This is a genomic window from Streptomyces gottesmaniae, from assembly GCF_031845845.1.
In the GTDB taxonomy this organism is placed as follows: domain Bacteria; phylum Actinomycetota; class Actinomycetes; order Streptomycetales; family Streptomycetaceae; genus Streptomyces; species Streptomyces akebiae.
On record NZ_JAVRFJ010000016.1, the window covers coordinates 16,802 to 29,829 of the forward strand.

13 protein-coding genes and 1 pseudogene are annotated in these 13,028 nt (G+C 72.2%); 5 read left to right on the top strand and 9 right to left on the bottom strand.

Translation table 11 applies throughout. The features are described from left to right. Positions 1-82: 82 nt before the first annotated feature. Both RM704_RS19310 and RM704_RS19315 read right to left on the bottom strand, forming a co-directional pair. Positions 83-2,044: an FUSC family protein gene (locus tag RM704_RS19310; protein WP_033527091.1), complete on the bottom strand. Its 1,962-nt coding sequence runs from the start codon at positions 2,042-2,044 to the stop codon at positions 83-85. A gap of 541 nt (positions 2,045-2,585) precedes the next feature. Continuing rightward, positions 2,586-3,317: a DUF7873 family protein gene (locus RM704_RS19315; RefSeq protein ID WP_033527092.1), complete on the bottom strand. Its 732-nt coding sequence runs from the start codon at positions 3,315-3,317 to the stop codon at positions 2,586-2,588. A gap of 171 nt (positions 3,318-3,488) precedes the next feature. Between RM704_RS19315 and RM704_RS45580 the strand changes: the two are divergent. From RM704_RS45580 to RM704_RS19325, 3 genes and pseudogenes are all read left to right on the top strand, one after another. Beyond that, positions 3,489-3,973 (top strand): annotated as a pseudogene (locus RM704_RS45580) (SDR family NAD(P)-dependent oxidoreductase). Next, the gene (locus RM704_RS45585) at positions 3,955-4,236 is read left to right on the top strand and encodes an SDR family NAD(P)-dependent oxidoreductase (protein WP_438828929.1); all 282 of its coding nucleotides are present in this window, start codon (positions 3,955-3,957) and stop codon (positions 4,234-4,236) included. The pseudogene RM704_RS45580 and the gene RM704_RS45585 overlap by 19 nt, the downstream one beginning before the upstream one ends. A gap of 122 nt (positions 4,237-4,358) precedes the next feature. Then, positions 4,359-4,757: a RidA family protein gene (locus RM704_RS19325; protein WP_033527093.1), complete on the top strand. Its 399-nt coding sequence runs from the start codon at positions 4,359-4,361 to the stop codon at positions 4,755-4,757. A 157-nt stretch (positions 4,758-4,914) separates the two neighbouring features. Here the strand turns inward: RM704_RS19325 and RM704_RS19330 are convergent, their stop codons facing one another. Next, positions 4,915-5,634, bottom strand: a complete 720-nt coding sequence (locus RM704_RS19330; RefSeq protein ID WP_033527114.1) for an aspartate/glutamate racemase family protein — start codon at positions 5,632-5,634, stop codon at positions 4,915-4,917. 2 nt (positions 5,635-5,636) lie between these two features. Continuing rightward, a complete protein-coding gene (locus RM704_RS19335; protein WP_033527094.1) occupies positions 5,637-7,148 on the bottom strand; it encodes an NCS1 family nucleobase:cation symporter-1 in 1,512 nt (503 codons plus the stop codon). 197 nt (positions 7,149-7,345) lie between these two features. On the opposite strand from RM704_RS19335, the gene RM704_RS19340 reads away from it, so the two are divergent. Then, a complete protein-coding gene (locus RM704_RS19340) occupies positions 7,346-8,032 on the top strand; it encodes a GntR family transcriptional regulator (protein WP_033527095.1) in 687 nt (228 codons plus the stop codon). A gap of 177 nt (positions 8,033-8,209) precedes the next feature. On the opposite strand, the gene pip is transcribed toward RM704_RS19340, so the two are convergent. Beyond that, a complete protein-coding gene (gene pip, locus RM704_RS19345; RefSeq protein ID WP_033527096.1) occupies positions 8,210-9,175 on the bottom strand; it encodes a prolyl aminopeptidase in 966 nt (321 codons plus the stop codon). A gap of 73 nt (positions 9,176-9,248) precedes the next feature. Beyond that, entirely contained in the window at positions 9,249-10,016 is a 768-nt protein-coding gene (locus RM704_RS19350) for a uracil-DNA glycosylase (RefSeq protein WP_311590903.1), read from the bottom strand. 63 nt (positions 10,017-10,079) lie between these two features. On the opposite strand from RM704_RS19350, the gene RM704_RS19355 reads away from it, so the two are divergent. Then, positions 10,080-10,589: an RNA-binding S4 domain-containing protein gene (locus tag RM704_RS19355; protein WP_033527097.1), complete on the top strand. Its 510-nt coding sequence runs from the start codon at positions 10,080-10,082 to the stop codon at positions 10,587-10,589. 62 nt (positions 10,590-10,651) lie between these two features. Here the strand turns inward: RM704_RS19355 and RM704_RS19360 are convergent, their stop codons facing one another. The 3 genes from RM704_RS19360 to RM704_RS19370 form a co-directional block, all read right to left on the bottom strand. Next, positions 10,652-11,116 carry a DoxX family protein gene (locus RM704_RS19360; protein WP_052145998.1) on the bottom strand — a complete coding sequence of 155 codons (465 nt, stop codon included), beginning with the start codon at positions 11,114-11,116 and terminating at the stop codon, positions 10,652-10,654. 120 nt (positions 11,117-11,236) lie between these two features. Beyond that, a complete protein-coding gene (locus tag RM704_RS19365; RefSeq protein WP_311590905.1) occupies positions 11,237-11,917 on the bottom strand; it encodes a class I SAM-dependent methyltransferase in 681 nt (226 codons plus the stop codon). 117 nt (positions 11,918-12,034) lie between these two features. Beyond that, positions 12,035-13,027, bottom strand: a complete 993-nt coding sequence (locus RM704_RS19370) for an acyltransferase domain-containing protein (protein ID WP_033527117.1) — start codon at positions 13,025-13,027, stop codon at positions 12,035-12,037. Position 13,028 lies beyond the last annotated feature (1 nt).

Below are 13,028 nucleotides of genomic sequence, written 5' to 3' on the forward strand. Positions count from 1 at the left end.
GGACCCGGCGACGTCCGGCGCGCCTCACCGGGCGGGCGCGCGGGCTTCGCGGTGGCAACGGGCGCGGGCTCCGGCGCACGGCTCAGGCGCTGAGGCCCTGCCTCGGCAGTACGTCGGCCACGTCCGGTGCGTCGGGAAGGCTGATGTGGGCGTGCCTCCGGTGGCGTGCGAGTTCGTCGAGGAGTGCGGTGAGCCGCTCGGTGTGGTGGCGCCCGAGCCGCCCGGTGTCGTCGAGGTGCACGGCGCAGGCGGTGGTGGTGTCGACCAGTCGTTCGAGAACGGCGGCGATCTCGTCGGTGCCCTCGGTGTGCCGGGCCAGTGCGGGCAGTTCGGCCCCGGAGAGGGCGATCGCGGCGCGGGCCCGGGCGAGCGAGCGGTAGGCCTCGCGGCGCAGGGTCCAGCGGGCGGCCCTGTCGTCGGTCTCCCCCGGCAGGGCGGCCCCGACGGATACGGTCACGCCGTTGGGTGTGGACACCCCGGTCCGCGCGGACCCGCCCGGCGCGCGCGACTCGTTCAGGACGTGGGCCAGGTAGGCGTGCGCCGCCGTGCCCGCCTCGGTGAGCCGGGCGCGTACGCCCCCGCCGCGCTGTCCCTTGGGCATCGGCAGGTGACCGACGAGCAGGACGATGGCGCAGGCCAGCAGTGTCTCGGCGATACGGCTCCAGGAGGCCTGGGGGTCTCCGCCGACCATGACGAGGGCGAGGACGAGGACGGTGACGACGGCGGTCTGGGCGGCGAAGTGCCGTGTGGCGACGGGGATCAGCGCCCCGCTCACCGCGACCAGTGCGATGAGTCCCTCCGGCCGGGGCAGTACGGCGGCGAACCCGGCGAAGAGGACGGCGCCGAGCACGGTCCCGGCGGCCCGGCACAGCACCCGGGAGACGAGCGGCCCGAGGTCGGGCTTGACCAGGAAGACGGCGGTGGCGGGCAGCCAGTACCAGTGGTGGTGGTGCAGCGCCTGGGCCACGGCCGCGGCGGCGCCGAAGGACAGGGCGACCCGCAGCCCGTACTCGCGCCCGCCGGAGCCGAGACCGAGCCGTACGAGCGATCCGAGGGTGCGGCGACGGGTGTGCAGGTCGTGTGCGTCGCCGCCCCGGTCGAAGGCCTCGGCGGCGCGCAGGAGCGCGTCGTCGAGGGCGCGCAGCGCGGGCGCGGAGCGGGAAGGCGCGGGCAGCGGCCCGGTGGCGGTGTTGCCGCGCACGGCGGCGGCGAGGCGCCGGGGCCCTTCGGAGGCCCGGCCGACGACGGCGTCCCCGGCCCAGGCCAGCGCGGTCGCCGCCTCGGCGAGCGGCAGGGCGGCGGCGTACTGGGCGTGCAGTCGCCGCTCGGACGACGAACTGGCGTAGCGCCGCAGCCGGGGCCCGGCGAGCGCGTCCTGGGCGTGGTCGAGGGCGGCGGTCAGCGCGGCCCGCCGGGCGATCGCGTCCGGGGTGCCCACGGCGTCCAGCAGACCGGCGATCGCGTCGTACACGGCGGCGACGGCGTCCCGTTCGCCGTCGAAGCGGTAGTCGCCGGCGGTGAGGATCGCGGGGGTGGGCAGGGCGAGGCGCAGCGCGAGCAGCCATCCGGCGCCGGCGAGGTAGGCGAGCGCCCGTTGCCATCCCGGTTCGGGCAGCGGCATCCCCGCGCCGATGGCGGCGGCGACCAGTAGCTGGGTGCCCGCTCCGGAGGCGACGGGCCCGACCGCGCTCATCGCGCCGGCGAGCAGCCCGAGCGTGGTGAGCAGCAGGGTGAGGACGACGGCTCCGACGTACTGTCCGGCGTACGTCCCGACGAGCAGCCCCACGGCTCCGGCGAGCGCGGGCACTCCGAGACGCTGCACGGCGACGCGCCTGCTGCCGGGCCGGTCGTTGATTCCGGCGAGCATGGCGCCGAGTGCGGCGACAACCCCGACGGAGGGGCGCCCCGACACCACGGCGACCAGCAGCAACGGTCCGCCGGCCAAGGCGCCCCGCAGCACCGCGTTCCAGGGCACCGGCCCCCTCTGCGCACGCAGAGCATGGGCGAGCCAGGGCGGCAGGGCGAGGACGGCGCGGCGGGACACGGGGCTCCTGTCGTCGGGTGAGGGCGGGGGTGTGCCTTCGGGCGACGGTGGCCGGGGCGTTGGTGGTGTGCGTGTGTGCGTTCCACCGTAGGTCGCGGACCTGGAGGATATGGGGCGCTCGTATTAACGCGATGTGACGATCTCTGTAGAGGCCATGTTCTTTATGAACGCAATAAAGGTGGACCCGGGGGCGTAGCCGGCCCCCGGGCCCTGATATGCCGCCCCATGGGCACGCCGCCACGGTTGAGAACCCAGGTCAGTCATGATGTCGCCGCGTCCTGCCTTTGGACCACCACGCATCGAGCTGCGCGGGCTGGACTTGAACCAGCATTTCGACGTCCGGGGCCTGAGTCCGGTTGTTGCGGCGATCGGCGGCGAATACTGAGTCTGGAGCAATAGTCTGAGATTGATCACGGCCCGTCCCTGAATTCTTGGGCGGGTACGGACCGCTCCGTCACGACAAGCCTCAGCTTCAGCTTGCGCTCCTCGCGCACCCCGCCCGGCTCACAGGCCGAGCGGGGAGTTCATGAGGCTACCCGAACTATCCGAACAGGTAACCGAATACGGCGTCACCGACGCGCTGGTCGACGACGTCCACGCCGTTCGCTTCCTCCCGCGCGAACTTCACGGCCTGCTGGAGCTTCTCGACGCGGTCGAGGATCTCGTTCACGCGCCGGGCGGGCAGGGCTCCGGAGAACTTCACGGTCGTCCAGTAGCCGACCGGAATGTCCTCGTAGTACACCTCCACCTGGGCGGGGTGCTTCTCGGTCGCCTCGGCCTTCACATGGTTGCGCGGCACCTTCTTCGTCCGCACCGTCCGCACGGCCTCGGTCTTCCAGGCGTCGGTGGAAGGGTCCTGCGCCCACGCCTCGGAGGCGTCGAGGACGGGCAGCTTGCGCACCAGCGTGTTGATCTCCCCGAGCTGCTTCTCCAGGAAGAGCAGATAGGCCACGGGCACGTCGGCGACGAGCACCCGGCCCTCGACCTTCACGTCCGCCCGTGCGGTGCAGTTGGCCCAGTCCTTGGTGGCGGTCACGTCGAACAGTCGCGTGAGAACGCCCGCCGTCTCCCGCAACACGTCCTCCGCCCGCACCTGCACCCGGGTCGACTCGGGCGGCAACTGCTCGCCCTCCTCGTCCTTCGGCTGATAGGTACGCGCGATACCGGCCAGCAACGCCGGCTTCTGCAGCCCGTGATGAGCGGCCGTCAGGTCCTGCTGGGACTTGGCCTTGACGCCCTTCTCCACTGCGATGATCTGATTGAGTTTCGCCACGCGGAAGACGTTAACAGCGGAGGTTCTCTCTTTTCGAAGGATTATTCCGCAGGGCTGTTCGGCTCGGAGAACGAGCGGAATCGCAGCGGTTCGGACCGCCGTCGGCCGTGGCGCGTTCCATGCTGGGGACGGCGCGCCGATGACACCGTGTTCCAGGAGCGGGAGGTCGTGATGGGACGTCTGGACGAGCGGGTGGCGATCGTCACCGGCGGCGCGGGAGGGATCGGGTCGGCGGTGGCGCGTCTCCTCACGGCGGAGGGGGCCGATGTCGTGGTCACCGACGTCCGGGACGACGAAGGGGCGGAACTGGCGGCGGAGCTCGGCGGACGGTCCCGTTACCAGCGCCTGGACGTCACCGACGAGGAGGCTGGCAACGGGCGGTGGCCGAGGTGGAACAGGACCTGGGTCCCGTCTCGGTGCTGGTGAACAACGCGGGGATCGCCGAGTGGGGCTCGATGGAGCAGCAGTCCCTCGCCTCGTTCCGCCGTGTCCTCGACGTCAATCTGCAGGGCCCGTGGCTGGGCATGCGCGCGGTGGCGCCCTCGCTGCGCCGGGCCGGGGGCGGCGTGATCGTGAACATCTCCTCCCTCGCCGGACTGACCTCGTACGCGGGCATCGGCTCGTACGCGGCGAGCACATGGGGCCTGCGCGGCTGACGAGGACGGCGGCGCTGGAACTGGCCCCCGACGGGGTCCGGATCTGCTCCGTCCACCCCGGCGCCATCCGCACTCCGATGACGGCCGGCTTCGGCGACGCCTACACCGCCGGGCAGCCCCTCCCCCGCTTCGGGGAACCCGAGGAGGTCGCACGCATGGTGCTCTTCGTCATCGCCGACGCCACGTTCTCGACGGGCTGCGCATTCGTTCTCGACGGCGGCATCCTCGCAGGCCAGCCCACCGTCGTGACCTCGGACGACTGACCGACCGCTCGCCGCTCCCCTTCCGCCCGCCGGAATTGGGATGCGGAGGGAGAGGGGCGGCGCGCATGATCGACAGGTTGCCCTCACCCAGTTCTTCCCCACGTCGTCCACCGGGAGCAGTCATGATCCGGCGCACCACGGTCCCCAGCCTCTTCACACCGCCCGTCTACGCGCACGCGTCGGTCGTCGAGGCCGGTACGAAGCTCGCCTTCCTCGCCGGTTCCGTCCCGCTGGACGCCGACGGGAAACTGGTCGGGGAGGGCGATCCGGTGCGGCAGGCCCAGCAGGTGCTGGCCAACCTCGGCGAGCAACTACGGGCGGTGGGCAGCGACTTCGAGCATGTCGCCTACACGGACGTGTACGTCGTGAGCAGCGAGCCGGCTGTCCTGTCCGCCGTCTGGGACGTCGTCGAGGCGTCCGGCCTGAGCATCGGCCCCCACTCCTCGACCCTCCTCGGTGTGGCCTGCCTCGGCTACACGGGACAGTTGGTGGAGATCACGGCGACGGCGGTGGTCCCGTAAGGCCGTGGTCCCGTAAGGCCGTCGTCCCGTAAGGCCGTCGTCCCGTAAGGCCGTCGTCCCGTAAGGCCGTCGTCCCGTAAGGCCGTGATCCGTAAAGGCCGAGGCCCCCAAGGACGGTGGCCCCGCAAGGCCAGTGGTCCCGTGACGTGCGTGCCCCCTACCGCCCCGTCCCGTTCCCCCAGATCCGGCTCTTCGGCAACGGCTTCGCGTAACCCCCCGCCCTGCTGGTGGTCAGCCCCAGCGCCACCAGCGACTCGGCGAGTTTCACGGCCGCCCCCACCCCGTCGACGACCGGCACCCCCAGCTTCTCCCCCACCGTCCGCTGCAGCCCGGTCATCCCGGCGCACCCGAGGACCAGCACCTCGGCCCCGGCGTCGCGGGCGCGCTGCCCGGCCGCGAGGAAGGCGCGGGTGGTGCGGTCGGTGTCGGCGAGGTCGAGGACGCCGAGCCCGGTGCCGACGATCGCGGCGCAGTTGCGGCCCACGCCGGCGGCGTCCAGGCTGTCCTCGATCTGCCCGCAGGTGCGGTCCAGGGTGGTCACCACCCCGTAGCGCCGTCCGAGCAGGCAGGCGAGGTGGGCGGCGGCCTCGGTGATGTCGACGACGGGGACGTCGAGCAGTTCACGCGCGCCCTCACGCCCGTGCTCGCCGAAGCCGGCCATGACGACGGCGTCGCACGGCTCCTCGTAGGCCCGCAGGGCGTCGAGGACGGCGGCGGCGGAGAGGTAGCTGTCGAGCCAGCCCTCCGCGGACTCGGGCCCCCACGCGGGGGTCAGTCCGGTCACGGAGGTGCCCGGGCCTGCGGCGGCCCGGGCACCTCGCACGATCTCCTCGGTCATTCCCTGCGTCGTGTTGCAGTTCGTGACGACGATGCGCACGCTCAGCCCTCCACGGCGGGCGTCGACACGGACGAAGGGGTGCCGGAGGGAGCCGTCGCGGAGGAGGCCGACGCCGCGGCCCGCTCGTCCCGGCACAGCACCGCGTACAGCCCGGCGGCCAGCGCCGTGCCGATGAACCAGGAGTACGGGGCGACCTCGCTGAAGGTGGTCACCAGGGCGAGCACCGCCGAGACGGCGGCGGCCGGCAGGAACGCCCACAGAGCCTTGGGGTTGACGCCGTTGCGGTAGTAGTAGCGGGAGCCGGGCTCGGCGTTGAAGAGTTCGTCGACGTCGATGCGGCCACGCTTGACCCAGAAGTAGTCGAGCATGATCACACCGAACAGCGGGCCGAGGAAGGCGCCCAGGCCGCCGAGGAAGTACTGCACGACGGTGGGGTTGGAGAAGAGGTTCCACGGGGTCACGACCAGCGCCGCGACCGTGCTGATCATGCCGCCGACCTTGAAGGTGATCTTCTGCGGCCAGACGTTGGCGAGGTCGTACGCCGGCGAGACGAAGTTGGCGACGATGTTGACGCCCATGGTGGCGATGGCGAAGGTCAGGGCACCCAGGACGAGGATCCAGGTGTTGCCGATCTCCGCGACGAGGTGGGCGGGATCGGTGATCGCCTTGCCGAAGACCTCGATGGAGCCCGCGGTGACGATGACGGACACCACCACGAAGGCGGTCGAGTTGATCGGCAGGCCCCAGAAGTTTCCGCGCTTGACCGTTGTGTAGTCGGGGGCGAAGCGGGAGAAGTCGCAGAAGTTGAGCATCAGCGTGCCGTAGGTGGCGAGGACCAGCCCGATCGCGCCGAACCACTGCCGCCACTGCTCGCCGACGGAGACCGGGTTCGGGGTCGAGGTGAGGGAGATGGTCCAGCCGGCCTCGGCGAGGATCCAGACGGCCAGCGCGATCATGACGATCCAGATCGCCGGGCCGCAGAAGTCCTGGAACTTGCGGACCGACTCCATGCCCTGGCTGATGATCAGCGCCTGGATGAGCCAGAGGGCGACGAAGGTGATCCAGCCGAGGTGGTGCAGGCCGAGGAAGGAGTCGTGGGTCCAGGACTCCAGGCCCGGCCAGGCGGCCAGCAGCATGATGTTGACGGCGACGGAGGCGAGGTAGGTCTGGATGCCGTACCACATGATGGCGATCACGGCCCGGATGAGGGCGGGGATGTTGGCGCCCCAGACGCCGAAGCTGATGCGGCTGACCACGGGGAAGGGCACGCCGTGGCGCTGGCCGATCTTCCCCATCCAGTTCATCCCGATGTAGATGATCACGAAGCCGACGAGCAGCGACGTGAACACCTGCCAGACGTTCATGCCGAGGACGAGGAGGCCCGCGGCGAACGTGTAGTTGCCGAGGTTGTGGACGTCGGACATCCACAGGGCGAAGAGGTCGAAGACCTTCCAGTTGCGCTTCTCGGCGGGCGCGAGGTCTTCGTTGGTGAGGCGGGGGTCGGGGACGAACGCTGTGGTGCCGGTGGCTTCGGCACTGTCGGCGAGGGACACGGGGCCTCCAGGAGCGAGAGGAGACGAGGGTGGGTGGAGGGGACGGGTGCGCGACCGGCGTGGGGGACCAGGAGAGCACCGGCTCGGCTTGTTTGGTATACCAAACTGCGCCCATACTCCTCCCGTCAACCGTTCGGACCGATGTCGCTGTCGTTAACGCCCCGTAAAACACCCTCCGAGTCGGCGAAGATTGCTCCATGAGCTCCCTGGCTCCCGAAGGAGCGAAGATCGAACCCCTGGGCGCGGTGCGCGAGCGCGTCCTGGGCACCCTGCGGCAGGACATCATCGCGGGACGCCTCCGCCCGGGCGACCGGCTCGTCGAGCGCGAGCTGGCCGACCGCTTCGGGGTCTCCCGGGTCCCGGTCCGCGAGGCGATCCGCGCACTGGTCGCCGAGGGCTTCGTCCACTTCGAGACCCCGCGCCGTACGGTCGTCCGCCGTCTCACCCCGGCGGACGTGACGGAACTCTTCGAGCTGCGCGAGGCCCTGGAGGTGTACGCGGCCGGGCTCGCCGCCTCCCGCGCCACCCCGGAGTCCCTCGCCGAGCTCTCGGCCCTGCTCGACCGGGCGGCGGAGGCGACCCGCGCCGGGGACGCCGAGGCGATCACCGACATCAACACGCGATTCCACGACCGCGTCCTCGCCATGGCCGGCAACAGTCTGCTCAGCTCCGTCATGGAGCCGGTCGACGGCCGACTGCGCTGGCTGACCCGCCAGAACACCGAGTGGCCCCAACTTCTGCACGAACACCGGGAGTTGTACGAAGCCATCGCCTCCGGCGACCCCGACCGCGCCCGCGCGCACGCCCTCACCCACGTCCGGACCACCTACCGGTCGACCGTGCGGCATCTGTTCGGCGAGGACGGAGAGGGCAGCGGGCGGTAGACCCGTGACCCGTGAGCACCGCTCCGCCTGCACCCTGCCGACCGTCACACGCGGCCCGGGTCCGGCTCACGGACGGCGACGCACCCGCTTCTCCCGGTACCGCTGGAGCTCTACGGCGCCTCGCCGGACCACGACGTGGACGCCCGTCCCGTCTCGGCGGCCCGCGTCGTCCGACGCTCAGCCGTTCCCGGCGTAGCGGTCCGTCGCCGCCACCAGTTCCTCCGCCATGTCCGGCGCGCCCGCGTCGTGTCCCACGTCGTCGACGAGGACCAGCTCGCTGCCGGGCCAGGCGTGGTGGAGGCGCCAGACGACGCCGAGGAGGTTGCCGGGGTCGAGGCTGCCCTGGACGAGGGTGCCCGGGATGCCCTTGAGCAGCGGCGCGTCACGCAGGACCACACCGTCGCCCCCGCCGTCGCCGAGGAAGTGGCCGTTGCCCCAGTAGTGGGTGACCGTACGGGCGAAGCCGTAGCGGAAGACGGGGTCCTCGTAGCGCGGCACGGAGCGGGGCGGCTGCGCCGCGATGGCCGTCTCCCAGTCCGTCCAGGCGCGCGCGGCCCGGGCCCGCACCGCCTCGTCGGGCGACTCGATCAACCGGTTGTAGGCCGCCGGCAGATTCCCGTGCCGCTCGTCCTCGGGCAGCTCGGCCAGGAACCGTTCGAACGCCTCCGGGAAGAACTGCCCGAGTCCCCTGGTCAGCAGGGCGACTTCGGCGTCGGATCCGGTGGCGACCCCCGTGAGGACCAGCTCCGTCACGGACCCCGGATGCGTCTGGGCGTAGCGCAGGCCGAGCGCCGACCCCCACGACACACCCCACACCAGCCACCGCCCGATCCCGAAGTGCCGCCGCAGCAGCTCCAGATCGGCGATCAGGTGATCCGTCGTGTTGACGCTCATGTCGGTCTCGTACGCGCTCGCCGGCGGCGTCGAACGCCCGCAGCCGCGCTGGTCGAACAGCACGATCCGGTACGCCTCGGGGTCGAAGAGGCGGGGGAACCAGGCGTTGGCCCGGGAGCCCGGCCCGCCGTGCAGCACGACAGCGGGCTTGCCCCGCGGATTCCCGTAGACCTCCCAGTACACGCGGTTGCCGTCCCCGACGTCGAGCATGCCGTGGTCGTACGGTTCGATCTCCGGATAGAGGGGCATTGCGCGACCCTAACCGGCGTACGACACGGTCGGCAGCCGGTTTTCCGCCGGGCCGGCGGGCCCCTCCCCTCGCCTACGACGCGACCGCCAGCCCCGCCGACCTCGCCGCCGTGCGCAGGACGTCCCGCAGCATGGCGGGGGTCAGGCGGCCGGTGAAGGTGTTGCGCTGGCTGACGTGGAAGCAGCCGAAGAGGTCGAGACCGTCGAGCCGTACGTGGCTGCCGTGACCGAAGACGGGCCGGGGCCGGGGCACGGCCCAACCGGCCTCGGCGAGCGCGGGCAGCGCGGCCTGCCAGCCGAAGGCACCGAGGACGACCACGGCCCGCAGCGTCGGCCGCAGCAGTTCCAGCTCCCGGCGCAGCCAGGGCCGACAGGTGTTCCGCTCCTCGGGCGTCGGCCTGTTCGCGGGCGGCGCGCAGTGCACGGGCGAGGTGATCCGTACGCCGTACAGCTCCAGCCCGTCGTCCACGGCGGTCGCCGTGGCGCGTGAGGCCAGGCCCACGTCGTGCAGCGCCGCGTACAGCACGTCGCCCGAGCGGTCGCCGGTGAACATCCGGCCCGTCCGGTTCGCCCCGTGCGCGGCGGGCGCGAGCCCGACGATCAGCAGCGCGGCGTCGGCCGGTCCGAAGCCCGGTACCGGCCGCCCCCAGTACTCCTGGTCGGCGAACGCGGCCCGACGGGTGCGCGCGACCTCCTCCCGCCACTCGACCAGCCGGGGACAGGCCCGGCATCCGGTGATCCGCGCGTCCAGCGCGGCCAGCCCGGCGCCCTCGCCGCCGCCATCGCCATCGCATCCGCTGTCGGCCACCACGTCGTCACCACCGCTGCCGCCGCCGTCCATCTCTCCACGGTACGTCCGGTGATCGCCTCCCCCGTGCGGCCGGCCGGGAGCTAAGGTCGAGGCATGGCTTCTGAAGGTACGCGGGAGCGGGCGGGCGATCCGGCCGTGACGAACGGGGGCTCCGACGGATCGACGGCGGCGTCCGCCGAGGCGGCCCGTCCGGCGAGCGGCGAGAGCGTGCGCATCGACAGCTGGATCTGGTCCGTGCGCCTGGTCAAGACCCGTTCGATGGGCGCCACCGCCTGCCGTGGCGGGCACGTGCGCGTCAACGGCGAACGCGTCAAGCCCGCGTACGCGGTGCGCGTCGGCGACGAGGTACGACTGCGCCAGGCCGGGGGCCACGAGCGGATCGTGATCGTGCGGCGGCTGATCCGCAAGCGGGTCGGCGCGCCCGTCGCCGCCGAGTGCTACGTCGACAACTCCCCGCCGCCCCCGCCCCGCGAGGCCGTCGCACCGGCCGGGATCCGTGACCGGGGCGCCGGCCGCCCCACCAAGCGCGACCGGCGGGACATGGAGCGCCTGCGGGGCCTGGCCGAGGCGGCGAACGCCGACCGTCATCGCCGTCCCACCTGAGTCGTCCGCCCGCCGGAGGCCCACCGGTGGCCGTCGCTCGCCCCGCCGCCCGGCCGCGACGGTCACGCCCGACGGCCGGGCGCGAGCTTCGTCAGTCCGGCCGCGTCGTGGCGTCGCACCCAGGCGATCAGGGCGAGCGGGACGATCAGGATGAGCGGTGTCGCCGCGTACTCCCCGTCGAAGGCGGTGATCTGCGTGAGGAACGCCCCCACCATCAGCGCGCTCAGCGACACCGCCGCGACCGGGGCCAGCACGGGGATCAACAGCCCGACAGCCCCCGCCAGTTCGAGCGCACCGATGGTGTACATCCCCGCGCTGCCCCAGCCGAGCGTCTCGAAGGACTCGACGGCCGACGGGTGCGCGATCAGCTTGGGCAGGGCGCTCGCGAACCCGTAGAACAGCGCGAGCGCGATCTGCAGCGCGCGCAGCGAGATCCGGGCGCCCTTGCCCCGCGGGACGGCCCGCGCAGGGGTGGCGGAGCCGGTGGCGGACGCGGCGCGGGTGACGGGAGCGGTGGTCTCGGACATGGGATCTCCTGAGTGAAGCGGGTGGATGTTCGCTGTCACAGAGGTAGACCGGACCACTCCACCGGACTCATCGCCGCCCGACCGGAATTCACGCCGAGAGTCTTCGCCCCCGGCCGCCTCTCACCCCACCGGCACCGCCTTCACCCAGATCCGGTCCTCCGTCAGATACCGGTCCACCGTCAGCCCGGCTTCCGCCAGCGCCTCCTCGAACTGCTCCTTGGTCATGGGGCGCGAGCGGAACGTCTGGGTCCATTCGCCGTCCGGGAAGAAGTACTCCGCCACCACCGAGTTGACGCCGTCCCCGACCGGTTCGGTCGAGGCTATGCGGATGGTGAAGCCTCGGGGGTCGACCCGCTCCCGGGGGACCTTCGTGTGGTAGTCCTCCCCCTCGCGCTGGATCAGTACGAAGCCGTCGTCCGCGAGATGCCGCAGACAGGTCGCGAGCATCCCCCGCCGCACCTCGGGGTCCCCGGTGTGGACGAGGAAGGAGGCGAGCAGCACCACGTCGAACGTCTCGTCCAGATCGAGTTCCTCGATCGAGGCATGCACGGTGCGGGCGCCGCGCACGCGCGCCAGCATCTCCGCCGACTCGTCGACCGCCGTGACGGTGAACCCCCGCTCGATCAGGGGGTGGGTCATCCGGCCCACCCCGCAGCCCAGTTCGAGAATGCGCGCACCCGCGGGTGCGACGCCCGCGATCACCTCCGGTTCGTCGCCCACCGGCAGCCGCGTGTACAGCTCGACCGCGCAGCCGTCGGGGGTGATCGCGCCGGACCCGGTCCCCTCGTACCCCTCACGCATGTGAATGCCCATATCCGTCCAACGGCCGGGCGGCCAGGGGGCGTTCCTGTCAGGTCTCACCCCATGGAGTGAATCTGCGTGTCCCCGCCGGCTCGGTTCGGGCAGAGCTCGGGCGTCTCACCAGGCGAACCAGCCGTGCCCGCTGTACCAGTGCCCGCCCGCGCGCAAGTGATCGACCACGGCCCGTTCGAGACGCGTGCGGCGCGGCAGTGTCTCCACCGGCCGGTCGGGGTCACCGAACACGAACCGGAGCGGCAGGTCGTCCTCGGGTTCGCCGGTGCCGTCGGCGACGCGGAACCGCTGCTGGAACCGGACGATGTTGGAGTCCGTCGGCAGATAGCGCCGCAGTTGCGCATCGAGGAGCCAGGAGTGGCAGCAGCCCGCCGTGTACCGCTCCTCCGGGAAGTGCCGTGCGAAGAAGTCGTGGGCCGACGCCAGCGACCGGTCGCACGCCGTCGGCGTCAGGGGCCCCGCGTAGTCGGGTATGTGCAGGTCGAGGCAGGGGTCCCCGGGCCCCAGGGCGAGGCCCGCCGCCGCCAGCGCGACGCCCTCCCGTCCGCCCACCCGGGCCCGCTGGTACTGCAGCCGGCCGAGTTGGAACAGCTCCCCGTGGAAGTGCAGCGAGTACCAGGTCGGCGCGACGAGCCCGCCCACGCCGTACCGCCGGCGGTGCAGCACCAGACCTCGGCCCAGGTCGGCGAGGGTGCGCCGGGAGACGTCGTCGGGGATCGCGCGCTCGCGGTGGTAGGCGCGCACGTACGGCAGGGCCGCCACGAGGACGAACACATGGAAGTAGCGGCCGAGCGGGCCCGCTTCCAGGGGCAGCGGCAGGAGTCGCAGCCCCTTGCCGACCCGGCCCATGTCCCGCACCAGGCCGTCGACGCACCGCCCGAACAGCCAGGTCGCCCCCTCGTCGGCCGCCAGCGTGCGGCGCAGCGCGATCAGGTCGTTGATGTCCTCGTACGGCACGGCGAGGTCCACCAGCGCGTCGAGCAGTCCGTCGTCGGCGTCCGGCAGCCGCGCCTCCGCTCCGGAGACGCTCCCGCTCCCCTCCAGGCCCTTGAGCCAGTCGGCGAGCCTCTCGTCCGCCCGCACCGCGTCCAGCAGCACC

Coding starts and splice junctions, on each gene's coding strand:
- RM704_RS19360 (WP_052145998.1), bottom strand. CDS start 11,116: ATGTCCGAGACCACCGCTCCCGTCACCCGCGCCGCGTCCGCCACCGGC.
- RM704_RS19350 (WP_311590903.1), bottom strand. CDS start 10,016: ATGGACGGCGGCGGCAGCGGTGGTGACGACGTGGTGGCCGACAGCGGA.
- RM704_RS45585 (WP_438828929.1), top strand. CDS start 3,955: ATGGGGCCTGCGCGGCTGACGAGGACGGCGGCGCTGGAACTGGCCCCC.
- RM704_RS19365 (WP_311590905.1), bottom strand. CDS start 11,917: ATGCGTGAGGGGTACGAGGGGACCGGGTCCGGCGCGATCACCCCCGAC.
- RM704_RS19355 (WP_033527097.1), top strand. CDS start 10,080: ATGGCTTCTGAAGGTACGCGGGAGCGGGCGGGCGATCCGGCCGTGACG.
- RM704_RS19325 (WP_033527093.1), top strand. CDS start 4,359: ATGATCCGGCGCACCACGGTCCCCAGCCTCTTCACACCGCCCGTCTAC.
- pip (WP_033527096.1), bottom strand. CDS start 9,175: ATGCCCCTCTATCCGGAGATCGAACCGTACGACCACGGCATGCTCGAC.
- RM704_RS19340 (WP_033527095.1), top strand. CDS start 7,346: ATGAGCTCCCTGGCTCCCGAAGGAGCGAAGATCGAACCCCTGGGCGCG.